The organism is Paraburkholderia sp. CI3 (genome assembly GCF_050436505.1).
Lineage (GTDB): Bacteria > Pseudomonadota > Gammaproteobacteria > Burkholderiales > Burkholderiaceae > Paraburkholderia > Paraburkholderia tuberum.
Window position 1 is genome coordinate 3,139,685 of sequence record NZ_JBNDMI010000004.1, and the last position, 23,663, is coordinate 3,163,347.

The 23,663-nt window shown below is 64.9% G+C and carries 21 protein-coding genes; 8 read left to right on the forward strand and 13 right to left on the reverse strand.

Translation table 11 applies throughout. The features are described 5' to 3' along the window. Positions 1-31: 31 nt before the first annotated feature. The 5 genes from rodA to OKW29_RS36000 form a co-directional block, all read right to left on the reverse strand. Positions 32-1,180: a rod shape-determining protein RodA gene (gene rodA / locus OKW29_RS35980; RefSeq protein ID WP_184025834.1), complete on the reverse strand. Its 1,149-nt coding sequence runs from the start codon at positions 1,178-1,180 to the stop codon at positions 32-34. Positions 1,181-1,190: 10 nt separating this feature from the next. Continuing rightward, positions 1,191-3,566, reverse strand: a complete 2,376-nt coding sequence (gene mrdA / locus OKW29_RS35985; protein WP_429294280.1) for a penicillin-binding protein 2 — start codon at positions 3,564-3,566, stop codon at positions 1,191-1,193. 79 nt (positions 3,567-3,645) lie between these two features. Beyond that, positions 3,646-4,158 carry a rod shape-determining protein MreD gene (gene mreD, locus OKW29_RS35990; protein WP_090802227.1) on the reverse strand — a complete coding sequence of 171 codons (513 nt, stop codon included), beginning with the start codon at positions 4,156-4,158 and terminating at the stop codon, positions 3,646-3,648. Further along, positions 4,155-5,291 (reverse strand): rod shape-determining protein MreC, encoded by a 1,137-nt coding sequence (gene mreC / locus OKW29_RS35995; protein ID WP_429294281.1) that lies wholly within the window; start codon positions 5,289-5,291, stop codon positions 4,155-4,157. Before mreC ends, mreD begins: the two co-directional genes overlap by 4 nt. 154 nt (positions 5,292-5,445) lie before the next feature. Continuing rightward, positions 5,446-6,489, reverse strand: coding sequence for a rod shape-determining protein (locus OKW29_RS36000; RefSeq protein WP_004189550.1), 1,044 nt, complete (start codon positions 6,487-6,489; stop codon positions 5,446-5,448). A 372-nt stretch (positions 6,490-6,861) separates the two neighbouring features. Between OKW29_RS36000 and gatC the strand changes: the two genes are divergently transcribed. From gatC to OKW29_RS36025, 5 genes are all read left to right on the forward strand, one after another. Beyond that, a complete protein-coding gene (gene gatC, locus OKW29_RS36005; RefSeq protein ID WP_018419087.1) occupies positions 6,862-7,161 on the forward strand; it encodes an Asp-tRNA(Asn)/Glu-tRNA(Gln) amidotransferase subunit GatC in 300 nt (99 codons plus the stop codon). 157 nt (positions 7,162-7,318) lie between these two features. Beyond that, on the forward strand, positions 7,319-8,806 hold the full coding sequence (gene gatA / locus OKW29_RS36010; RefSeq protein ID WP_429294282.1) for an Asp-tRNA(Asn)/Glu-tRNA(Gln) amidotransferase subunit GatA: 1,488 nt from the start codon (positions 7,319-7,321) through the stop codon (positions 8,804-8,806). Positions 8,807-8,811: 5 nt separating this feature from the next. Continuing rightward, the gene (gene gatB / locus OKW29_RS36015) at positions 8,812-10,287 is read left to right on the forward strand and encodes an Asp-tRNA(Asn)/Glu-tRNA(Gln) amidotransferase subunit GatB (protein WP_429294283.1); all 1,476 of its coding nucleotides are present in this window, start codon (positions 8,812-8,814) and stop codon (positions 10,285-10,287) included. Between the two features lie 143 nt (positions 10,288-10,430). Next, positions 10,431-11,270, forward strand: a complete 840-nt coding sequence (locus OKW29_RS36020; RefSeq protein ID WP_090802221.1) for a PPK2 family polyphosphate kinase — start codon at positions 10,431-10,433, stop codon at positions 11,268-11,270. Positions 11,271-11,322: 52 nt separating this feature from the next. Continuing rightward, positions 11,323-12,108, forward strand: coding sequence for an exodeoxyribonuclease III (locus tag OKW29_RS36025; protein WP_184025852.1), 786 nt, complete (start codon positions 11,323-11,325; stop codon positions 12,106-12,108). 45 nt (positions 12,109-12,153) lie between these two features. Here OKW29_RS36025 and OKW29_RS36030 read toward each other — a convergent pair whose 3' ends face one another. The 7 genes from OKW29_RS36030 to argB form a co-directional block, all read right to left on the reverse strand. Then, positions 12,154-13,470: a M48 family metalloprotease gene (locus OKW29_RS36030; RefSeq protein ID WP_429294284.1), complete on the reverse strand. Its 1,317-nt coding sequence runs from the start codon at positions 13,468-13,470 to the stop codon at positions 12,154-12,156. Further along, complete coding sequence (locus tag OKW29_RS36035; RefSeq protein WP_429294285.1) at positions 13,452-14,846, reverse strand: AmpG family muropeptide MFS transporter; 1,395 nt, start codon at positions 14,844-14,846, stop codon at positions 13,452-13,454. Before OKW29_RS36035 ends, OKW29_RS36030 begins: the two co-directional genes overlap by 19 nt. 14 nt (positions 14,847-14,860) lie before the next feature. Next, a complete protein-coding gene (gene metW / locus OKW29_RS36040; RefSeq protein ID WP_090802214.1) occupies positions 14,861-15,469 on the reverse strand; it encodes a methionine biosynthesis protein MetW in 609 nt (202 codons plus the stop codon). Continuing rightward, positions 15,466-16,611: a homoserine O-succinyltransferase MetX gene (gene metX / locus OKW29_RS36045; protein ID WP_429294286.1), complete on the reverse strand. Its 1,146-nt coding sequence runs from the start codon at positions 16,609-16,611 to the stop codon at positions 15,466-15,468. The genes metW and metX overlap by 4 nt, the downstream gene beginning before the upstream one ends. A 321-nt stretch (positions 16,612-16,932) precedes the next feature. Further along, the gene (gene slmA, locus OKW29_RS36050; RefSeq protein ID WP_429294287.1) at positions 16,933-17,643 is read right to left on the reverse strand and encodes a nucleoid occlusion factor SlmA; all 711 of its coding nucleotides are present in this window, start codon (positions 17,641-17,643) and stop codon (positions 16,933-16,935) included. Positions 17,644-17,684: 41 nt separating this feature from the next. Then, positions 17,685-18,452, reverse strand: coding sequence for a pyrimidine 5'-nucleotidase (locus OKW29_RS36055; RefSeq protein ID WP_429294288.1), 768 nt, complete (start codon positions 18,450-18,452; stop codon positions 17,685-17,687). 157 nt (positions 18,453-18,609) lie between these two features. Next, a complete protein-coding gene (gene argB / locus OKW29_RS36060; protein ID WP_018419098.1) occupies positions 18,610-19,509 on the reverse strand; it encodes an acetylglutamate kinase in 900 nt (299 codons plus the stop codon). A 265-nt stretch (positions 19,510-19,774) separates the two neighbouring features. On the opposite strand from argB, the gene OKW29_RS36065 reads away from it, so the two are divergent. The 3 genes from OKW29_RS36065 to OKW29_RS36075 all read left to right on the forward strand — a co-directional run bounded on the left by OKW29_RS36065 (position 19,775) and on the right by OKW29_RS36075 (position 22,181). Continuing rightward, entirely contained in the window at positions 19,775-19,999 is a 225-nt protein-coding gene (locus OKW29_RS36065; RefSeq protein WP_187615117.1) for a cysteine-rich CWC family protein, read from the forward strand. 332 nt (positions 20,000-20,331) lie between these two features. After that, the gene (locus OKW29_RS36070; protein ID WP_429294289.1) at positions 20,332-21,642 is read left to right on the forward strand and encodes an ATP-binding protein; all 1,311 of its coding nucleotides are present in this window, start codon (positions 20,332-20,334) and stop codon (positions 21,640-21,642) included. Continuing rightward, a complete protein-coding gene (locus OKW29_RS36075) occupies positions 21,639-22,181 on the forward strand; it encodes a response regulator transcription factor (RefSeq protein ID WP_429294290.1) in 543 nt (180 codons plus the stop codon). The genes OKW29_RS36070 and OKW29_RS36075 overlap by 4 nt, the downstream gene beginning before the upstream one ends. A 133-nt stretch (positions 22,182-22,314) precedes the next feature. Here OKW29_RS36075 and hslU read toward each other — a convergent pair whose 3' ends face one another. Continuing rightward, positions 22,315-23,661, reverse strand: coding sequence for an ATP-dependent protease ATPase subunit HslU (gene hslU / locus OKW29_RS36080; RefSeq protein ID WP_090802203.1), 1,347 nt, complete (start codon positions 23,659-23,661; stop codon positions 22,315-22,317). Positions 23,662-23,663: the final 2 nt, after the last annotated feature.

Consider the following 23,663-nt stretch of genomic DNA (forward strand, 5'->3'; position numbering starts at 1 on the left):
TTGTCGTTTGCTGCGTGCCGCTAGCTACGGGTTAGCTCTGCATCAACCGCTTCTGTCGCGCGACGCTCATGATCAGCCCGATCGCGACGCCCAATGTAGTCAGCGCGGTGCCACCGTAACTCATGAACGGCAACGGCACGCCGACCACCGGCAGAATCCCGCTCACCATGCCGATATTGACGAACGCGTACGTGAAGAATGCCATCGTCAACGAGCCGGCCAATAATCGCCCGAACAATGTCGCGCCGTTGGCCGCGATGTAGAGCCCGCGCGCAATCAATAGCATGTACAGCGTGAGCAGCACGATTCCGCCTGCCAAACCGAACTCTTCCGAAAACACCGCGAAGATGAAGTCCGTGTGCTTCTCGGGGATGAACTCCAGATGCGCCTGCGTACCCTTCAGCCAACCCTTGCCGAGCGGGCCGCCCGAGCCGATCGCGATCACCGCTTGAATCGTGTGGAAGCCTTTGCCGAGCGGGTCAGAGGTCGGATCGAGCAGCGTGCAGATGCGGTGCTTCTGGTAGTCGTGCATCAGCGGCCACTGCACTTCGGGCTGACAGATCTTGTCCTGGAACGCCGCGATCGACGCAACCGCAATCACGGCCGCGATCAGCACCGGCACGATCAGCTTGAAGCTCAGCCCCGCGAAGTAAATCACGAACAGGCCGGCCGCGAACACGAGCACGGCCGTGCCGAGGTCGGGCTGCTTCGCGATCAGGCCGACCGGCACGATCAGGATCACGAAGCCGACCAGGTAGTCGTACCAGCGCATCACGCCTTCGCGGCGCTGGTAGTACCAGGCGAGCATCAGCGGTGTGGCGATCTTCATGATTTCCGATGGCTGGATCACCACGCCGACGTTGATCCAGCGCTTCGCGCCCTTGCGCGTAAGGCCGAACATCGCGACCGCGACGAGTAGCGCGATCCCGAACGCGTAGAGCGGGACCGCGAAGCGCATCAGCGTATTGGGCGGCACATTGGCGAGCCCCCACATCAGCACGAAGGTGAGCAGGATGTTGCGCAACTGGTCTTCGACGCGGCCCGGCATGTCGAGTGTCGCGCTGTACAGCGTGACGATGCCGACGCACAGCAGCAGAAACACGATCAGTGCGAGCGGACGGTCGAAGCCTACGAACATCCGCTTGATGCGCTCGAGCCAGGCGCGCTTGTCGAATTGCATGCCTTTCTCCTTATTCGTCGATGCCGCCGGCGGCCGGCTGGCGCGGCGACGCGCCCTGGAAGCTGTCCTCGCGCGATGGTGCCGCTACGGTCGGCGCCGGCTCGCTTGCCGGACGGGGTTGGTGCGGGGCGCCGGACGTACGCGACGCAGATTTCTTTGCCACGGACGAAGCCGATGCCGGCTTGGCCGCCGAGGCCGCGCGCGCTGCGGTGGCCGAAGCCGCTGCCGGCGCGCTGGCTGGCACCGTTGCGGCCGCGCCAGCCGACGCCGCCACCGGCGCAGACGAGCCAATCGCGCCCGAAGCCGCAACGGCCGCCGACGCACCCGAGGCCGCCGCGGCAGCCGCCGCCCCAGGCATCGGCAGTGCCGTAAAGCCCGCCGCAATCTTGAGCGAGTGAGCGCCCTCGTGCGAGGCCGGCGTATCGCCGACCTGCGGCGCGGATGCTTCGAGCGTGGTCGATGCCGCTACCGCGACGGCCGCTTCTTCCGCGCCGGGCTTGTTCTTGCCGACCAGGTAATAGTCGAGCACCCTGCGCGCGATCGGACCGGCCGCCTCCGCGCCCCAGCCGCCGTTTTCGACGACCAGCGCGAGTGCGATCTTCGGTTGATCGGCCGGCGCGAAGGCGATGAACAGCGCGTGATCGCGCAAATTCTCGGCAACCGCGTGACCTTTGTAGTTCGCGCCTTGCAGCGAGTACACCTGCGCGGTACCGGTCTTGCCGGCCGCCTGATATGGCGCGCCCGCGAACACTTTGGCCGCCGTGCCGTTCGTGACCACGCCTTCCATCGCGCGCTTGATGAAGTCGATGTCCTGCTGCTTGACCGCGATCTTGTCGCTCGGATCGCGCACCACCGGCCGCGTGTCCTTCGTGATCGGATTCTCGATGTCGCGCACGAGGTGCGGCTTCATCACGACGCCGTTGTTCGCGAGCGTTGCGGTGGCATGGGCGAGCTGCAGGATCGTGAACGAGTTGTAGCCCTGGCCGATGCCGAGGCTGACCGTTTCGCCTTCGTACCACTTCTGCTGCTCGGGGCGGCGGTACGCGTGGCGCTTCCAGTCGGTCGACGGCAGGATGCCCTTCGCTTCGCCGGCGATGTCGATGCCGGTGATCTGCCCGAAGCCCCACGGCTTCATGAAGTTCGCGATGTTGTTGACGCCGAGATCGTGCGCGAGCATGTAGAAGTACGTGTCGTTCGACACGACGATCGCGCGGTTCATGTCGATCCAGCCTTGGCCCGAGCGCACGTCGTTGCGGAACGTGTGGCCGCCGAACGTGTAGTAACCGGGGTCCTGGAAGCCCCAGCTCGGCGTGCGCTTGTGCAGCGTCAGCGCGGCGAGCGCCATGAACGGCTTGTAGGTCGAGCCCGGCGGATAGGTGCCGTGCAACGGCCGGTTCAGGAGAGGATGGTCGGGCGAGTTGTTCAGCTCGTCCCAGGTCTGCTGGTCGATGCCGTCGACGAAGGAATTCGGATCGAAGCTCGGCGCCGACACGAACGCGAGCACGTCGCCGGTGGACGGCTCGATCGCGACGAGCGCGCCGCGGTGTCCGGCGAACGCCTGCTCGGCGACCTGCTGAAGGCCGATGTCGAGCGACAGCACGAGGTTGTTGCCCGGCGTCGCCTGGGTGCGCGACAGCGTACGCACCGGGCGGCCGCCCGCCGTCACCTCGACTTCCTCGAAACCGGTCTGGCCGTGCAGCTCGGTCTCGTAGCTCTGCTCGACGCCGATCTTGCCGATGTAATCGGTGCCCTTGTAGTTGTTCGCGTCAAGACGCGGATCGTAGTGGTCCGGGTCGCTGTCGTTCTGATCGCTGGCGTCGTCGATGCGGTCCTGGTCGCGTTGCGAAATCCGTCCGATGTAGCCGATCACGTGCGCGGCGGTCGGCCCGAGCGGGTACTGGCGGAACAGCCGCGCGCGCACTTCGACGCCAGGGAAGCGGAAGCGCTGCGCGGTGAAGCGCGCGACTTCGTCGTCGGTCAGGCGCGTGCGGATCGGCAGACTTTCGAAGTTCTTCGAGTCTTCCTGCAGCTTCTTGAAGCGGCGACGGTCGCGCGCATCGATCGACACGACGGCGGCGAGGTTGTCGATCACGTTATCGAGCGTGTCGTTCAGCTTCGACGGGGTGATTTCAAGCGTATAGGCGGAGTAGTTCTTCGCGAGCACGACGCCGTTCCGGTCGGTGATGATGCCGCGGTTCGGCACGATCGGCGCGACGGAGATGCGATTTTCATCGGCTTGCAGCGAGTACTTGCTGTAGTGCCAGACCTGCAGGAACAGGAAGCGGAAGCCGATCAGCCCGAAGCAGACAAACACGAACAGGCCAGCCGCCGCGACGCGCAGGCGGAATTTCGTGAGCTGCTGTTGAGTGTCCTTGAATTCGGTCATGCGATTCTGCAAAAGGCCGGCATGCGGCCATCAAGAGTGTGCGCCCAAACTGGCCGCGGCCGGTGGGCCCGATGCGGGATCAAATGGGGCGCGTATCGTCCGGGTCGGCGGGGCGGCGCTGCGGCATCAGCAGCAAGATGCTGGCGACCGGCCACAGCGCCGCTTCAACGAAACCGTCGATCAGATAACTCCAGCCCGGAAACGCCGCGCCGGTCAACAACCGGATCACGAACGGCACCAGTTGCGCGACGACGAGCAGCGGCATCACCGCGAACATTTGCACGCCGAGCGACATCCACAGCACGCGGCGGTGAATCGTGATCGCGCCATACGACAGCAGCGTGTAGGCGAGCGCGTGCTCGCCGAGCAGGCTCGCGTTGTGCACGTCCATCAGCAGACCGAGCAGAAACGCGATGCCCATGCCCACCTTGCGCGGCTGATGGACATTCCAGAACAGCAGCACGAGTGCGACGAAATCGGGCACGCCGGCGAGACGCCCCCACGGCATCAGGTTCAGCAGGAACGCGGAAGCGAGGCTGAACGCGATGAAGTACGGGTTGACGGGCTGCAGGATGTATTGCGGGCGATTCATGGCTGAGCCCCCGGCTCGGCTTGCGGCTTGACGTTCTTCGCGGCGGCCGGCTTTTCGGCTTTCCTGTCGGCTGCGGGCTTTTCGGACTTCTTGTCGGCCGCAGCTTTGCCCGGCGCCTTTTCCACGGATTTGGCTGCGGGCCTTTCGGTTGGCGCTTTGTCGGCGGCGTTCCTGTCGGCTGGCCTGGCGGCGGATTTGTCCGCCGCGCCCTTGCCGTCCGCTGCTTTGGCGCCCTTCTTCGCTTTCGCTTCCTTCGCGACGGTTGCCGCGTCGGGTTCGTCCGCCGGGCGCGGCGGCGCGTTGTTCTGGACGTGCAGCACGAGCACCTGACGCGCACCGCGCACCGCGGCGACCGGCAGACTGACTACGCGCGCAAACGCGGTGTCGGCCTGCTTGTCGACGCGCACGACCTTCGCGACCGGCAGCCCCGGCGGATACACGCCGTCGAGGCCGCTCGTGACGAGCTCGTCGCCGGTCTGGACGTCGGCGCTGATCGGCACGAAGCGCAAATCGAGGGTGTCACCCTTCGGCGTACCGTAGATCACGCTGCGCAAGCCGGTGCGCAGAATTTCGACCGGCACCGCCTGGTCCTTGTCCGTCAGCAGCGTGACTTCGGCCTGCAGCGGGAACACCCGTGTGACCTGGCCGATCACGCCATCTTCGTCGACGACCGGCGAGCCGTTCTGGATGCCTTGCTGCGCGCCGCGTCCGATCACGACCTTCTGCGTGAACGGATCGCGCGTGTCGTACTGGATTTCGGCGGGCAGCGATTGCGTGGTGAGGCTCTGCGACAGTTGCATCAGCGCGCGCAGATGGCCATTTTCGGCGGCGAGCGACGCGGCCAGATTGGCCTGCTGCGACAGCCGCAGATCCTTCGCCCGCAGCTTCGCGTTCTCGTCGCGTAGCGTGGCGCTCGTCACGGCGAGGTCGGCGGCGCCCATGAAGATGTCGCGCGGCACGAGCGCTGCGCGCTGCAAAGGATAAAGACCCGCGCCGAGCACGCCGCGGACGATTTCGAGCGTCTGGAAGCGAGCATCGGAGATCAGCAGGGCGAGCGCCAGCACGACGAAGAACACCAGTCGGGCCAGAGCGGAGGGGCCTTGCTTGAACAGGGGCGGCGGACTGTATTCCATGGTCGGCGCCGGGGGCGTGAGCGGTTGGGTGAGACGGCGACGCGCAAGGCGCGCGCGGTCAGCGCGCGGAGGCTGGTCGGCCCAGCCAACGACAAAGCGGCCCACAAGGGGCCGTGTGCCAGATCCGCGCTACTGACATGGGAGGAAGGCTCGCTTACTCGTACGAGAAGATGCTGCCGAGCTTGTCCATGCGTTCGAGCGCCATGCCCGAGCCGCGCACGACGCAGGTCAGCGGGTCTTCGGCGACGAGCACCGGCAGGCCGGTTTCTTCGGCGAGCAGGCGATCGAGGTCGCGCAGCAGCGCGCCACCGCCGGTCAGCATCATGCCGCGCTCGGCGATGTCCGCGCCGAGTTCCGGCGGCGTCTGTTCCAGTGCGATCTTCACCGACGACACGATCTGGTTCAGCGGATCGGTCAGCGCTTCGAGGATTTCGTTGCTGGAGATCGTGAAGCTGCGCGGAATGCCTTCCGACAGATTGCGGCCCTTCACTTCCATTTCCTTGACTTCGGAGCCCGGGAACGCCGAGCCGATTTCCTTCTTGATGGCTTCGGCGGTCTGTTCGCCGATCAGCATGCCGTAGTTGCGGCGGATGTAGTTGACGATCGCTTCGTCGAACTTGTCGCCGCCGACGCGCACCGAGCCCTTGTACACGATGCCGCCGAGCGAGATCACGCCGACTTCTGTCGTGCCGCCGCCGATGTCGACGACCATCGAACCCGTTGCTTCCGACACCGGCAGGCCCGCGCCGATCGCGGCAGCCATCGGCTCTTCGATCAGATACACCTGCGAGGCGCCCGCGCCGTGCGCGGCTTCCTTGATCGCGCGACGCTCGACCTGGGTCGAACCGCACGGCACGCAGATGATGATGCGAGGCGACGGCGAGAACATGCGCGATTCGTGAGCAGTCTTGATGAACTGCTTGATCATCTGCTCGGTGACGGTGAAGTCGGCGATCACGCCGTCTTTCATCGGGCGGATCGCCTCGATGTTGCCCGGCACCTTGCCGAGCATCTGCTTGGCTTCCTTGCCGACTGCCTGAATGGTCTTCTTGCCGTTGGGGCCGCCTTCCTGGCGGATCGACACGACCGACGGTTCGTCGAGAACGATGCCCTTGCCGCGCATGTAGATAAGGGTGTTGGCGGTGCCGAGGTCAATCGCCAGATCGTTGGAGAAGTAGCTGCGCAAAAAACCGAACATTCAAAATCCTGTCTCGCTGGGGGCCGGGCCTCGCACCGTATGCGTAGGGCGGCAGCGGAAAAATAACAGCTTCAACCGGGCGGTAGCGACGCCACATGAACTTGAAGCCGCGGGGGAGTCTACCGGAGGCCGTTGCAAAGCTAGGGCGGAAAGCGCCGGACGTTCTTGGAATTGTCCGTAAGGCCTTGGTAAGTCGGTCCGGGTTTGGGTCGAACGCGTAATGATACCTTATAATTTTGGATGTTTTGAAGGAAACGGAGCGCACATTTTGTCATTGCCGCTCCTTTTTCTGGATTGTCCTATCTTGTCGTAACCCGCTGTTACAACGCGACTTTTTAACTGTTGTGACATTCCACCCTTTCCGGTGACCGCATGGCTCTGACCCTGACCGATGTAAAACGCATCGCGCATCTCGCGCGACTCGAACTGGCCGATGCCGACGCCGAGCACACGCGTGCCCAGCTCAATGATTTTTTCGGCCTCGTCGAGCAGATGCAGGCGGTCGATACCACCGGCATCGCGCCGCTTGCCCACCCGATCGAGCAGATCGAAGACGTCGCGCTGCGTCTGCGTGACGACGCCGTCACGGAGACGGTCGAGCGCGAGGCTTTCCAGCGCCCCGCGCCGGCCGTTCAGGACGGCCTGTACCTCGTGCCGAAGGTGATCGAATAAGACCCGCCGGGCAGACCCCAGGTCTGGCGTCGGCGCGAGCCTCCGTGGTCCAGACGCGCGTCCTCGCCGCGAACCTTGCCGGACCGGTCTGCCGACGGGCACCGAACGCCTCCACGGCGGCGTGACCACGCTGCCGCGCTTTCCAGGATAAAACGCAATGCATGAAAAAAGTTTGAGCGAACTGCGCGCCGCGCTCGCGGCCAAGGAATGCTCCGCAGTCGAACTGGCGCAGCTGTACCTGAAGCGGATCGACGCGGCCAATAGCCTGAACGCGTTCATTCAGGTCGATCCGGAACTGACGCTCGCGCAGGCGAAAGCCGCCGACGCGCTGCTGCACACCGGCCATGCGGGCCCGCTGGTCGGCCTGCCGATCGCGCACAAGGATGTGTTCGTCACGAAGGGCTGGCGCTCCACGGCCGGCTCGAAGATGCTCGCGAACTACGAAAGCCCGTTCGACGCGACCGTGGTCGCGCGTCTGCAGAACGCCGGCATGGTGTGCGTGGGCAAGACCAACATGGACGAGTTCGCGATGGGTTCGTCCAACGAGAATTCGTATTTCGGCGCCGTGCAGAATCCGTGGGACCGCAAGGCCGTGCCGGGCGGTTCGTCGGGCGGCTCGGCTGCCGCCGTGGCCGCGCGTCTCGCGCCCGCCGCGACCGGCACCGACACCGGCGGCTCGATCCGCCAGCCGGCGTCGTTCTCGGGCATCACCGGCATCAAGCCGACGTACGGCCGGGTGTCGCGCTACGGCATGATCGCGTTCGCGTCGTCGCTCGACCAGGGCGGCCCGATGGCGCAAAGCGCCGCGGACTGCGCGGCGCTGCTCAACGCGATGGCCGGCTTCGACGAGCGCGACTCGACGAGCCTCTCGCACGAGCACGAGGACTACACGCGCTATCTCGGCAAGTCGTGGCAGGACGGCGGCACGGACAAGCCGCTCGCCGGTCTGCGCATCGGCCTGCCGAAGGAGTATTTCGGCCCCGGTCTCGCCGACGACGTGCGCGCGTCGATCGACGCCGCCTTGAAGCAGTACGAAGCGCTCGGCGCGACGCTCGTCGAGGTGTCGCTGCCGAAGACCGAACTGTCGATCCCGGTCTACTACGTGATTGCGCCGGCCGAAGCATCGTCGAACCTGTCGCGTTTCGATGGCGTGCGGTTTGGCCATCGCGCGGCCGGGTACCGCGATCTGCTCGACATGTACAAGAAGTCGCGCGCCGAAGGCTTCGGCCCGGAAGTGAAGCGCCGCATTCTGGTCGGCACCTACGTGCTGTCGCACGGCTACTACGACGCGTACTACCTGCAGGCGCAGAAGATCCGCCGCATCATCGCGCAGGACTTCCAGCAAGCGTTCAAGCAGTGCGACGTGATCATGGGACCGGTCGCGCCGTCGGTGGCGTGGGACATCGGCGCGAAGGGCGACGATCCGGTGCAGATGTATCTGGCCGACATCTATACGCTGTCGGTGAGCCTCGCCGGCCTGCCGGGCATGAGCGTGCCGTGCGGTTTCGGCGCGGGCGCGAACGCGCAGCGTCCGGTCGGTCTGCAGATCATCGGCAACTATTTCAACGAAGCCCGGATGCTGCAGGTGGCCGACGCGTTCCAGCGCTCGACCGACTGGCACCGTCAGGCACCGGCAGGAGTGTGAGCACTATGACCAAACAATGGGAAGTCGTGATCGGTCTGGAGACCCACACGCAGTTGTCGACGCATTCGAAAATCTTCTCGGGCACCGCGACGCAATTCGGCGCCGCGCCGAACTCGCAGGCCAGCCCCGTCGATCTGGCCTTGCCCGGCACGCTGCCGGTGATGAACCGCGGCGCGGTCGAACGCGCCATTCAGTTCGGCCTCGCGATTGGCGCAACGGTGGCGCCGCGCAGCATCTTCGCGCGCAAGAATTATTTCTACCCGGACCTGCCGAAGGGCTACCAGATCAGCCAGTACGAAATCCCCGTCGTGCAGGGCGGTCAGGTGACGATCCAGGTGCCGGCCAATGAAAAGGCGGGCAAGGAAGCGTACGAGAAAACCATCAACCTGACGCGCGCGCACCTCGAGGAAGACGCGGGCAAGTCGCTGCACGAAGACTTCGCGGGCATGACCGGCATCGACCTGAATCGCGCCGGCACGCCGCTGCTCGAAATCGTCACCGAGCCGGAAATGCGCAGCGCGGCCGAGGCCGTTGCCTACGCGAAGTCGCTGCACACGCTCGTCGTGTGGCTTGGCATCTGCGACGGCAACATGCAGGAAGGCTCGTTCCGCTGCGACGCGAACGTGTCGGTGCGTCCGGTCGGCCAGAAGGAATTCGGCACGCGCACCGAGACCAAGAACCTGAACTCGTTCCGCTTCCTTGAGGAAGCGATCCAGTACGAAGTGCGTCGGCAGATCGAACTGATCGAAGACGGCGGCACGGTGGTGCAGGAAACGCGTCTGTACGATCCGGACAAGCGCGAGACGCGTTCGATGCGCAGCAAGGAAGACGCGCATGACTACCGCTATTTCCCCGACCCCGACCTGATGCCGCTCGTGATCGACGCCGCGTGGGTCGAGCGCGTGAAGAGCGAGATGCCGGAACTGCCGGAAGCGATCCAGCGGCGCTTCGTGTCGCAGTACGGACTCACGCCGTACGACGCGAACGTGCTGACCTCGAGCAAGGCGACGGCCGCTTACTACGAAGCGGTGGTCGCCAAGTTCGGTGCGGCCAACGCGAAGGTCGCGGCGAACTGGGTGATGGGTGAAGTGTCGTCGCAGCTCAATCGCGAAGGCCTCGACATTGCCGCGTGCCCGGTCTCGGCCGCGCAGCTGGCGCTGGTTCTGCAACGTATTGCCGACGGTACGATCTCGAACAAGATCGCTAAGGAAATCTTCCTCGCGATCTGGGAAGAGAAGGCCACCGACGAAGCCGCCGCCGATCGCATCATCGAGGCGAAAGGCTTGAAGCAGATTTCGGACACCGGCGCGCTCGAAGCGATCATCGACGAAGTGCTCGCCGCGAACCAGAAGTCGGTCGACGAATATCGCGCCGGCAAGGAAAAGGCGTTCAACGCGCTGATCGGCCAGGCGATGAAAGCAACCAAGGGTAAGGCCAACCCTGCTCAGGTCAATGAATTGCTCAAGAAGAAGTTGTCCTGAGTTGAAGTGCCGCGGGCCGGGCGTGATCGCGCCCGTGTCACCACGGGCCGTTGCCGGATCGAAGCAGGGCAACGGCCCGTTTTATTTTGCGGACCCGCTTCAGCCGGTTAAGCGTAGGCAAGCGTAGACCTTGGAGTGTATGCATGACAAAGCAACCAGATCTCGACGATTTCCGCGTGCCGTATTTCGACGACGGCAAGAAAAAAAACCACTTCTCGCTCGACCATTTCGATCCGAAGGCGAAGCCGTTTTCGAGCGGCTCGAAAGACGCGGACCGCGCGCGTCTGTCGGAAGTAGGCCTGCTGCTCGACAACCTGCAGGAGCGGTTGCACGCGCAGCGCAAGCGCCGCGTTCTGCTAGTGCTGCAAGGCATGGACACGAGCGGCAAGGACGGCACGATCCGCGCGGTATTTCACGAAGTCGATCCGCTCGGCCTGCGCATCGTGCCGTTCAAGGCGCCGACGCCCGTCGAACTCGCGCACGACTTCCTGTGGCGCGTGCATTCGCAGGCACCCGCGGCCGGCGAGCTGACGATATTCAACCGCAGTCACTACGAAGACCTGCTCGTGCCGACCGTGCTGGGCGCGCTCGACGCCGCGGCGTTCCAGCAGCGGTGCCGCCACATCCGTCAGTTCGAGGAGATGCTCGCCGACAGCGGCGCGACGATTCTCAAGTGCATGCTGCACATTTCAAGGGACGAGCAGCGTGTGCGTTTGCAGGAGCGCATCGACGATCCGCTGAAGCACTGGAAATTCGACGTGTCGGATCTCGAAGCGCGCAAGCAGTGGGACGCGTATCAGTCCGCGTATCGCGACACACTGGCCGCGACGTCGACCGAATACGCGCCGTGGTACGTGATTCCGGCCGAGTCGAAGACGCATCGCAACGTGATGGTCGCCGAACTGCTGCTGCGCACGCTCGACGCGCTGAAGCTCGAATATCCGCCGGCCAAGGAATCGCTGAAGGGCGTCAAGGTCGAGTGAACGCGGCCTTGCCCCTTGGCTTCAGAAACGAATCGAACAAAAGAGGAAAGACATGTTGCGTGTGATTACCGCCAACCTCAACGGCATCCGCTCGGCGGCGAAGAAGGGCTTTTTCGACTGGTTCGGCGAACAGGGCGCCGACGTGCTTTGCGTGCAGGAAATCAAATGCTCGCAGGATGACATGACGCCGGAGTTCATGGCGCCGCATGATTTCACCGGCTATTTCCAGCATGCGGTAAAAAAGGGTTATAGCGGCGCGGGCGTCTATACGCGTCATGAGCCGGACGAAGTGGTCATCGGCTTCGGCAGCGAGGAGTTCGACCCGGAAGGGCGCTATGTCGAGCTGCGTTTCGGCAAGCTGTCGGTGGTCTCGGTGTATGTGCCCTCGGGGTCGAGCGGCGACGAGCGCCAGCAGGCCAAGTTCCGTTTCATGGACGAGTTCATGCCGCATCTCGCCGAGCTGGCGAAGGAGCGCGAGGTGATCGTGTGCGGCGACGTGAACATCGTGCACAAGGAAATCGACATCAAGAACTGGAAGAGCAACCAGAAGAATTCGGGCTGCCTGCCCGAAGAGCGCGCATGGCTCGACAAACTGTTCGACGAAGTCGGTTATGTGGACGTGTTCCGCACGCTCGACCAGCGGCCCGAGCAGTACACGTGGTGGAGCAATCGCGGTCAGGCGTATGCGAAGAACGTCGGGTGGCGGATCGATTACCAGATCGCGACGCCGGGCATCGCAAGCAAGGCGAAGCGCACCGACGTGTTCCGCGACATCAAGTTCAGCGACCATGCGCCGCTGACCGTCGACTACGACCATAAGGTCAAGATCAAGAAGTAAGCAAGGCGCGGCGCTTGAGCGCGCCGCTCTCCGACAGCACCGATATCAGTCGCGCGCAGGCTTGCGGGTCGGCCGACCGATGCCTGCATAATCGGGCAACTCGTCGACGCTCTTGCCGATTGCCTTCGCGTACAGCGGCAGCATGTCCGGCAGCCGCTTGATGATGTCGTCGCGGCGCGCCGGCGAGTACGGGTGCACGTAGATGAAGCCCTGGCCGCGACTGCCGCGCGTCGCCTGCGCGAGCTTATCCCACAGCGTGACCGCCGCGCGCGGATCGAAGCCGGCGCGCGACGCGATATCGCTGCCAATCACGTCGGCTTCGGTTTCGTCGGTGCTCTCGTACTTCATTTCCAGCAGACGCGAACCGATGCCGAGCGGCGCCATGCCCAGATCGGCGAGGCCGAACAGTTGCGGAATCGTGCCGGACGAATCGAGCTGGCTCGCCTGCAACTGACCGAGCCGCATGCGCGCGTGCTCGCGCAACGCGTGCGCGATCTCATGGCCGATCAGCATGCCGACCTCGTTGTCGTTCAGGCGGACGCGAGCGAGAATCCCGCTATAGACGACGATCTTGCCGCCCGGCAGGCAGTACATGCGGATGTCGTTCGAGCGCACCACCGCGACTTCCCACTTCCAGAGCTTGGCTCGCTCGTTCCATTTCAACGAGTACGGAATCATCCGGTTGATGATCGAGCGCACGCGCGTCACGCGCGCGTCCGTCTCGCCGTACAGGCGGTTCGCGTGGCTGGCGCCGTAGACGATCTGGTTGAACTCCTCGGCGGCCTGCGCCTCGAGCATCGACGACGGGATCAGGTTGCGGAACACCATGTAGCCGCCGTAGCGCAGTTGCGGGCTCACGTAGTAGGGCGGCGGGACAGCCGCGGGGGCCGATGCCGCGGCGGACGCTTTGGCGGTGGCGGGGGGGTGCGCGGGCTGCGGCGCGGAGCCGGAGGTAGCGGCGCCCGGAGCGCTACCGCTAGCGCTGGGCGTGCCCGGGGCACCGGCGTTGGCGCCGGTGCTGTTATTCGCGCCAGGATTCGCACCGCCGGCGCTGTTGTTGCCGCTGTTGCCGGCTGCAGCCGAAGTCGCGTTTTCCGCGGCGCTGGCGCCGCTGGTCGCGGACCTGGCCGCAGGCATCGGGGCCGGGTTGGGCGTCGGACCGCTGGTGGTCGCGGCGGCGACGGCCGGCGCGGGCGCTTGCGCGCCGCTCACCGGGCTCGCGCCAGGCGCTGGCGTGCCGGCCGCATAGGCGCCCGCCGGCATCGCCAGCGCGACGCTCGCGCAACCAAGGACGCTTACGGCGCCGAGTGCGGTGCGGCGCGCGCGGGTCGGAATCGGTACCTTCACGACCGGTCCCTCCACGGCGCGATACGCACCAGCAGCAGCATGCCGGGCACCGCGAGCGCGGTGCAGAGGATGAAGTAGTCGAACCAGCCCATCCGCGCGACCACATAGCCGCTCGCCGCCGACGCGAGCGTGCGCGGCACCGACGCGAGGCTCGTGAACAGCGCGAACTGCGTCGCGGTGTAGCGCGGATCGGTGGTGCTCGCGATATACGCGGTGAAAGCGGCCATCGTGAGACCGGTGGCGAAGGTCTCGAAGCCGTACACGAGCGCGAGCGCGACCGAGCGTGGATCGAGCTGCACGCTCCAGTCGATGCCGACGAACGACAGCAGCTTCGTCGTCCCCTGGCTCAGTGCGACGGCCATGTTGTAGATCGCGGCAAGTCCGGGCGAATCCGGGCCGAGATGCGCGAGCCACGCGAAGCCGAGCGTCGACACCATCTGCAGCAAACCGAAGATCCACAAGCCGCGGCCGATGCCGATCTTCATCAGCCAGATCCCGCCGACGATGCCGCCCGCGAGACTCGCGCCGAACGCCGTGGTCTTGGCGATCACGCCGATCTGCGTGCGCGAAAAGCCGATGTCGAGGAAGAACGACGTGGACAGCGTGGTCGCCATCGTATCGCCGAGCTTGTACAGGAAGATGAAGCCGAGCACGAAAAGGGCAGCGCGCCAGCCGTCGCGCTGAATGAATTCCCTGAACGGCTCGACGATCGCCTCGCGCAGATTCTTCGGCGGCTCGCCGTGCACCTCGGGCTCCCGCACCACCAGCGTCATCAGAACGCCCGGCAGCATGAACGCGGCCGTCACGATGAAGACGGTGCTCCACGGCAGATGATCGGACAAAATCAGCGCGAGCGAACCGGGGACGAGCGCCGCGATCTTGTACGCGTTCACGTGCACCGCGTTGCCGAGGCCCTGCTGCGTGTCGCTCAGCAATTCACGCCGGTACGCGTCGATCACGATGTCGGAGCTCGCGCCGAAGAACGCGACCAGAGCGGTCAGCGCGGCGACGGTCCAGATCGATTCCCGTGGCGACACGAAACCGAGCGTCGCCATCGCGCCGGCCACGAGCAATTGCGTGACGAGCATCCAGCCGCGCCGTCTGCCGGGCCGCCAACCGGGCACGCGCGGTACGTAGCGGTCCATCAGCGGTGCCCAGACGAATTTCCAGGTGTACGGAAACTGGATCAGCGCGAAGAGGCCGATTTCCTTCAGATTGACGCCTTCCGAGCGCAGCCACGCCTGCACGAGGTAGACGAGCGTAAACAGCGGCAATCCCGACGTGAAGCCGAGAAAGACGCAAATCAGCATGCGCGTATTCAAAAACGCGCGCCAGCCGGGATGTTCTTCGTGAGCGGTAAGTGCGGGCGCCTCGTGCGGCGGGTTCGACATGTGGATAAGTGACGTTAGCTTTTCTTGACGCGATAGACCGCAAGACTACCACGCCAGTTCACGCCCCAACGCACCACCTGTCCGTCATGCAGCACGACGCGATCGAGAATCTCGATGCCGACCTCAGGCGCGAGCGCTTCGAAGTCCTTGATCGTCAGCACACGCACGTTCGGCGTGTTGTGCCATTGATAAGGCAGCGACTTCGACACCGGCATACGCCCCTGCAACACCGACAGCCGATGCGCCCAATAGCCGAAATTCGGAAACGACACGATGCATTGCTTGCCGACGCGCACCGTCTCGCGCAGGATCGCCGCGGTCTGATGAATCGTCTGCAGCGTCTGCGACAGCACCGCGAAATCGAAGCTGCCGTCTTCGAACAGGCGCAGGCCGTCTTCGAGATTCTGCTGGATCACGTTGACGCCCTTCTGCGTCGCGGCGAGCACGCCGGCGTCGTTGATCTCGATGCCGTAGCCCTGCACGTCCAGTTCTTCGTTCAGCAGCGACAGCAACGAGCCGTCCGCGCAGCCGAGATCGAGCACGGTCGCGCGCGGTTCGACCCAGCGGGCGATCGCGCGGAAGTCCGGGCGCAATGCCAGGTAATCAAGTGCTCGCTGGTTCATGCGTTGACCTCGTTTGCAATGCGTTCGTAGTAGGCGCGCAGCAGGTTGTGATAGCGCGCATCGTCGAGCAGGAAGGCGTCGTGGCCGTGCGGCGCGTCGATCTCCGCATAGGTGACCGTGCGCTTGTGGTCGAGCAGCGCCTTCACCAGTTCGCGCGAGCGTGCCGGCGCGAAACGCCAGTCGGTCGAGAAGCTCGCGATCAGATACTTCGCGGTGGTGTGCGCCAGCGCGGCGGTCAGATCGCCGTCGAAGGCCTTGGCCGGATCGAAGTAGTCGAGCGCGCGCGTGATCAGCAGGTAGGTGTTCGCGTCGAAGTAGTCGGCGAACTTGTCGCCCTGATAGCGCAGATACGATTCCACTTCGAACTCGACGTCGAAGCTGAAGTTGTAGTCATCGAGCGCGCCTTCCGCGCGACGCAGCGAGCGGCCGAATTTTTCGGCCATGTCGTCGTCCGACAGATACGTGATGTGGCCGATCATCCGCGCGACGCGCAGGCCGCGCTTCGGTTTCACGCCGTGCGCGTAGTAGTTGCCGCCGTGGAAGTCGGGGTCCGACAGAATCGCCGAGCGTGCAACCTCGTTGAACGCGATGTTCTGCGCGGACAGTTTCGGCGTCGATGCGACCACGATGCAATGCGCGACCCGCTCCGGATACATCATGCTCCACGCGAGCGCCTGCATGCCGCCGAGACTGCCGCCCATCACGGCGGCGAAGCGCGTGATGCCGAACGCGTCGGCGACGCGCGCCTGAGCGTTGACCCAGTCTTCGACGGTGACGACCGGAAAGGTCGCGCCATACGGCTTGCCGGTCGCGGGGTCGATGCTCATCGGCCCGGTCGAGCCGAAGCACGAGCCGAGGTTGTTCACGCCGATCACGAAAAACGTGTCGGTATCGAGCGGCTTGCCCGGGCCGACCATGTTGTCCCACCAGCCGATGTCGTTCGGATTGTCGGCGTACACGCCCGCCACGTGATGCGATGCGTTCAGCGCGTGGCACACGAGCACCGCATTGCTGCGCGCGGCATTGAGCGTGCCGTAGGTCTCGACCATCAGGTCGTAGCCTGCGAGCGAGCTGCCGTTGCGTAATGGCAGCGGCTCGGTGAAATGCATTTTTTGGGGAGCGACGATGCCGATGGATTCCATTCATTCCGCCATTGAGTCAACAGGGCGGCTAAACGGCGTCGGCGAAGCACGAAGAGAAGGACGGTGTGCGCAGCTGACGACCTCTTTAGCCGCATTTATAGTGAACCGCGGGCCTGGGGCCAAGGGTTCGCGCGCCCGCAATCGAGTCAGCAAATCGGCGCGTGAAAGGGTGTGAAACCGGGTGCAACGTGTTTCGGGATGTCTTGGCGCGGTCCCTTATGCATCGGAAGGCCGCGGCAACATCAGGCGCAAAGTATAGCGGAAAATTCCGCGCGGCAGCGGCACGGGCGATGCCGCGCGAAGGGTGCGAGTCCTCGCGGACTACTGAAGAATCAGCAGCAGTTGCTCGTCCGCGTGTTCGGCGGGCGGCCGCGCGAAACCGCTGCGCACATAGCGATGCCAGCGGCCGATCACGTAGCTCACCACCAGGCTCGCGCGAATGGCGGGATCGTAGTCGGTAGGCAACGCAGTGGATTGCGGTGCGGTCTGCGGGCCGGCGTTGCCTGTGACGTCGTTATTCGCACGGGCAAGCGCTTCGGTCTGCGCGAGCCGCAAGCACTGCTTCAGCGATGCCTCGACCCGTTCGAGCATCTGGTTCACGCGCTCGGTGAGTCGCTCGTGCTCGCCGATCAGCGCCTCGCAGGTCAGCACGCGCGTCATGCCGGGATTTTTCGCGGGAAAGTTGAGCAGCATCAGCGCGATCGCGCGCGCCTGCAGCACGCCGTTGTTTTCGTGATTGGTGATCTGGTTGATGAGGCCGAACAGCGTCTGCTCGATGAACTCGATCAGCCCTTCGAACATCTGCGCCTTGCTGGCGAAATGGCGATACAGCGCGGCTTCCGACACACCTAGCCGGGCGGCGAGCGCGGCCGTGGTGACCTTCTCGCGCTTCGGCGCCTCGAGCATGCTGGCAAGCGTCTGCAGGATGTGCACGCGACGCTCGCCCGGCTTCGGACGCGGCGAGCGTGTGGCGGCCGGCGCCGCGGGGGAGGCTGCGGCTGAGGTTTCGTCAGGCTTGTCGATCGGCTGCATGGCTGTGGTCCCCCGGCTGATGTCGTTGGCGGCTTTCGTCCCTACTGTCCCGGCTTGCGTCCCTTCCATCGAACCGAGCGCGTGCCCGGTCGTAGCGATTTTAGCGAACGAATGCTGCGGTCGACATAATGCGGCCGGCCCGTGCCCGGCAGGCGCGTCGGTACACCGTCCGCGTGCGGCTTGCGCGGCAGGTGGCCGGTGATCCACACGGTGCGGATGCCGAGCCGTCGATAGGTTTTCAGGTGCGAACGCGTGTCCTCGACGAGGATCGCGTCATTCAGCGACACGTGCGCGTCGCGCATCGCGCGGCGCAGCATCGCGTGATCGGGCTTCGCGCGCCATTGGCGGCGATCGCGCATGTGCTCGATCGCGATCACGCGCTCGAATAGCCGCTCGATGCGCAACTCGGCGAGCACCGCGCGCGCGTAGGTTTCGGGCGCGTTGGTCAGCACGATCTTGCGGCCCGGCAGCTCCGCGATCAGACGCGCGACGCCGCGCTCGTGGCGGATCATCGAGCAGAGGTCGGGGAACGTGTGCACGACCTTCAGGAAGTCGTGCGCGTCGAGCGGATGGTGGCGCGTGAGACCGAGCAGTGCTGCGCCGTAGCGCAGCGTGTAGCCGGTGCGCAGACGGTTGGCTTCGTCGATGTCGACTTGCAGCGCGTCGATGATGTACTGGGTCATGCCGCGATTGATCGCGGGGAAAATGGCATGTGACGCGCGGTGCAGCGTGTTGTCGAGATCGAACAGCCAGACGGGCTTGCCGCCTGCGAGGTCAGGACGGCGGCGCCGCGAAGTGGGGGTGCGCATGGTGAATTTCTTCAGCCGCTGACGGGCGTTTCATGCTGCGGATGCGCAGAGATTGCTGCATCAACGCTCGGGGGCGCGCATGGACTGCCGGCCGCGAGGTGGGGCACAGGCGTCGCGCCGCTCGGACGCAACCCCTGTGCCGGGGATGCCGCAACGATCAATGCGAGCGGATCATCGTGCCGAACGGCTGTTCGGTCAGAATTTCGAGCAGCACCGAGTGCTCGATGCGGCCGTCGATGATGTGCACCGAGCGCACGCCGCTCTTCGCCGCATCGAGCGCGGACGAGATCTTCGGCAGCATGCCGCCGGAGATCGTGCCGTCTTCGAACAGACCGTCGATTTCGCGCGCCGACAGGTCGGTCAGCAGATTGCCTTCCTTGTCCATCACGCCGGGGATGTTGGTCATCATGACGAGCTTTTCGGCGTTCAGCACGACCGCCAGCTTGCCCGCGACGAGATCCGCGTTGATGTTGTACGACAGGCCGTCTTCGCCGAAGCCGATCGGCGAGATGACCGGAATGAACGCATCGTCCTGCAACGCCTTCACGACCGCCGGGTTGATCGACTCGACTTCGCCGACCTGGCCGATGTCGACGTACTGGCCCGGAGTTTCGCGATCCGGCATCAGCATCTTGCGCGCGTGGATCAGGCCGCCATCCTTGCCGGTCAGGCCGACCGCGTGGCCGCCGAAGTGGTTGATCAGCATCACGATGTCCTGCTGCACCTCGCCCCCGAGCACCCATTCGACGACTTCCATCGTCTCTTCGTCGGTGACGCGCATGCCCTGGATGAACGTGCCCTGTTTGCCGATTTTCTTAAGCGCCTGGTCGATTTGCGGACCGCCGCCGTGCACGATGACCGGGTTGATGCCGACCAGCTTCAGCAGAATCACGTCGCGCGCGAAGCCCTGCTTCAGACGCTCTTCGGTCATGGCGTTGCCGCCGTATTTGATGACCACGGTCTTACCGTGATACTGACGGATGTAAGGCAGCGCCTCGGCCAGAATTTCGGCTTTCAGGGTGGGCGCAATCTGCGAGAGGTCGGGAAGCTCGGACATGGCGGCAGGCTCGGGCACGGAACAGTTGAAACAGCGCGAATTGTACAGGACTGGCGCGCTGCAACAGGGTTTTCGGCCGCGGCGCGAGCGACGGGCGGTGCAGGCTTGGCGTACCGCACCATGACGCGCCGCGGGGGCGGCGAACAGCAAGCGTAACGCACTTGCGTGACGGCTGTGCATTGGCCGAACGGACGACTGCACCTGAGCGTGTCAGTCATGGCATCATGGCTTGATCAATGTCCCCGGCTCTGAGCGCCGATCTGCGATGAAATCGTCTTCCCCCCGCTCCGAACGCAGCGCACGCTGTCCGCGCTGCGGCAATGCTTTCGACTGCGGCATGCAGACTGATCCGTCCAACTGCTGGTGCCGCGCGCTGCCGCCGCTACCGGTCGAGCGGTTAAAGCCAGGCGGCCGGTGTCTGTGCCCGGAGTGTCTGGCCGCGGAGATTGCACAGGCGACACACGAGGCGAGTGAGCATGAGCGGCCGTGATGGTCGGATTTGCCCCGGGGCCGATCAGAAACCGCCGACGCGCGGCGATGTTGCGCCACCCGCGCCCGCAGATCGCGCACAATCGCTTCCAGCGCCGGCTCCCATTCGCCGCGCGGCTGCCGATCCGCGGCGATCGCGTTGGCGTGCCGGCTGGCCATCTGCAGCGTGTAGCCGGCGCGGAATTGTGCGGCGGCGTTTCCCGGGTCGAGTGGGGCAATAATGGCGGGCGTCGTCGAGCGGGTGCAGTTTGGCCGCGGAGGCGAAGCAACGGGCTTCATCTGCCGCGGCGCCACTGGCTCGGGCCGGCGCGGCGTAACGGGTAGACTAGGGTCATGCACCGTATAACCAACACCGGCCGCGTCAATCTCGGTCATCTGTTCTGGCTACGCAGCCTCGCGATCATCGGTCAGCTGCTGACGATCGCGTTCGTGCAGATCTTCATCGGCGCCAATCTGCCGTTGCCCGCGATGCTGCTCGTGATCGGGCTCGAAGTGCTGTTCAACGCGCTCACGTGGTGGCGCGTGTCGCAGCAGCGTCCCGAGTCCAACCTCGAGCTGTTCGGGCAGATCTGGGTCGATCTCGGGGCGTTGTCGGCGCTGCTGTTCCTGTCCGGCGGCACCACCAACCCGTTCGTGTCGCTGTACCTCCCATCGCTTGCGATCGCGGCGGCCGTGTTGCCGTGGTATCTGATGGCCTGGCTCGCGGCGTTCGCGGTCGCCTGCTACGCGATGCTCAGTTTCGATTCCGTGCCGCTCAATCTCGAGAATCCCGCCAACCTGTTCGACTACTACCGCTCGGGCATGTGGGTCAACTTCATGGTCAGCGTGGGGCTGATTGCGTGGTTCGTCGCGCGCATGTCCCGAGCGCTGCGGCTACGTGACGCAGCGCTTGGAGAAGCGCAGCAGCGCTTGCTCCACGACGAACGGGCGGTCGCGCTCGGCGTGCAGGCGGCCACCGTGGCCCACGAAATCGGCACCCCTCTGTCTACAATCGCGATGTTGTCCGAAGAATTGCGCGACGCGGCGCGGACCGACGCGGGACTCGCCCCCTACCGCGCCGATCTCGAGCTGCTCGAGCAGCAGATGATGTTGTGCACGTCGGCGCTCGCGCGGTTGCGCAGCCGCGCAACGACCACGACGAACCGCCAGCCGGTCGACGAATGGCTCGAATCATTTGCCGGGCAATGGCGCCTGCGCCATCCTCACGTGAAGTTCGAGCGGCTTGGCACACCGCCCGCCGATGTCAGTCTCAACGACACGGTGGCCGTCAGCCAGATACTGACGATCCTGCTCGACAACGCCGCGCGCGCGAGCCGCGATCACGTGACACTGTCCTGCGTGCTCGCGCCACGCGGCGACCAGATCGCGTTCGAAGTGTGCGACCACGGTCCGGGCATTCCGGCCGCGCTGCGCGGCTCGCTCGGCGCGATGCCGGTGGAGAGCACGCAGGGCGGTCACGGCGTCGGCCTGTATCTGGCGTTTTCGGCGGCGGCGCGTCTGAAGGGATCGATCGAGCTGACCGACGCCAACGGCGGACGGCCGCGCGGCACGCGTGCGGTGCTGCGACTACCGCTCGCCGCGCGCAAGATTTCCGGAGCGAGCCCACATGGCGCCGCGCCATCCAACACGGAGAAACAGGCATGAGCGAGAAGAATTTTCTGGTGATCGACGACGACGAAGTGTTCTCCGGCATCCTCGCGCGCGGCTTGACGCGGCGCGGCTACACGGTGACCGAAGCACACAACGCGGACGAGGCGATCCGGCTCGCGAATCAGCAGAAGTTCAGCGAGATCACCGTGGACCTGCATCTCGGCAACGACTCCGGCCTGACGCTCGTCGCGCTGTTACGCGATCTGCAGCCCGATGCGCGCATGCTCGTGCTGACCGGCTACGCGAGCATCGCCACCGCGGTGCAGGCGGTCAAGGACGGCGCCGACAACTATCTCGCAAAGCCCGCCAACGTCGAGACGATCCTGTCGGCGCTGCAAAGCGAGGCGAGCGCGTTGCAGGCCGAGGAGGCGATCGAGCATCCGCAGCCGCTGTCGGTGGCGCGGCTCGAATGGGAGCATATCCAGCGTGTGCTCGCAGAACACAACGGCAATATCTCGGCGACCGCGCGCGCGTTGAACATGCATCGGCGCACGTTGCAGCGCAAGTTGGCGAAGCGGCCGGTGAAGCAGTAGGCGGCGATCTTCTGGCGCGGCGTTGGCTGTTCGAGGCGCCGCCGCGGGAAGGGCGGCACAAAACAAAACGGACTGCCTATGCGAAGGCAGCCCGTTTTTCATGCATCAGCGCTTCGCGCTGCCACCGCGCATGTCAAAGCACGTAGCGCGACAGATCCTCGTCTTCGGCGATTTCGTTCAACGCGCTATCGACATACGCCGCGTCGATCTGCACTGCATGGCCCGAATGATTGCCGGCCGAGAACGACACTTCTTCGAGCAGTTTTTCAATCACCGTATAAAGACGCCGCGCGCCGATGTTCTCGGTCTTCTCGTTGACCGAGTACGCGATCTCGGCGAGACGGCGGATGCCGTCGTCGGCGAATTCGAGGTGCACGTCTTCGGTCGCGAGCAGGGCCTGGTATTGCTTGACAAGGCTCGCGTCCGTCGACACGAGGATCGATTCGAAGTCGTTGACCGACAGCGAATCGAGCTCGACGCGAATCGGGAAGCGTCCCTGCAGCTCGGGAATCAGATCGCTCGGCTTCGCGAGATGAAACGCGCCGCTCGCGATGAACAGGATGTGATCGGTCTTCACCATGCCGTACTTGGTGTTGATCGTCGTGCCTTCGACGAGCGGCAGCAGATCGCGCTGCACGCCCTGACGGGACACTTCACCGCCGCCCGCTTCGTTGCGCGACGCGATCTTGTCGATTTCGTCGAGGAACACGATGCCGTTCTGCTCGACGTTCTGCACCGCCTTGCTCTTCACCTCTTCGTCGTTCAGCATCTTGCCGGCTTCTTCGTCGGTGAGCACCTTCAGCGCTTCCTTGACCTTCATCTTGCGGCGCATCTTCTTGCCGCCGCCGATGTTGGCGAACATCGAGCGGATCTGCTCGGTCATGTCTTCCATGCCCGGCGGCCCCATGATGTCCATGCCGACCTGCGGCTGCTCGACGTCGAGCTCGATTTCCTTGTCGTCGAGCTGGCCTTCGCGCAGGCGCTTGCGGAACGTTTGACGCGTCGTGCTGCCTTCATCGGCGGTGTCGGTCGAGCTCGAGCTCGAACCGAAGCCGACCGGCCGTGCGGTTGGCAGCAGGATGTCGAGGATGCGGTCTTCGGCCAGATCGCCGGCCTTGGTCCGCACTTTGCGCATTTCGGTTTCGCGGGTCTGCTTGACCGAAATTTCGATCAGGTCGCGCACGATACTGTCGACGTCGCGGCCCACGTAGCCGACTTCGGTGAATTTGGTCGCTTCGATCTTGATGAACGGCGCGTCCGCGAGTTTCGCGAGGCGCCGCGCGATTTCGGTCTTGCCGACGCCGGTCGGTCCGATCATCAGGATGTTCTTCGGCGTGATTTCCTGGCGCAGCGGTTCGTCGACCTGCTGACGGCGCCAGCGGTTGCGCAGCGCGACCGCCACGGCCTTCTTCGCGCGGCCTTGGCCGATGATGTGTTTGTCGAGTTCGGAGACGATCTCGGCGGGGGTCATGGTGCTCATCG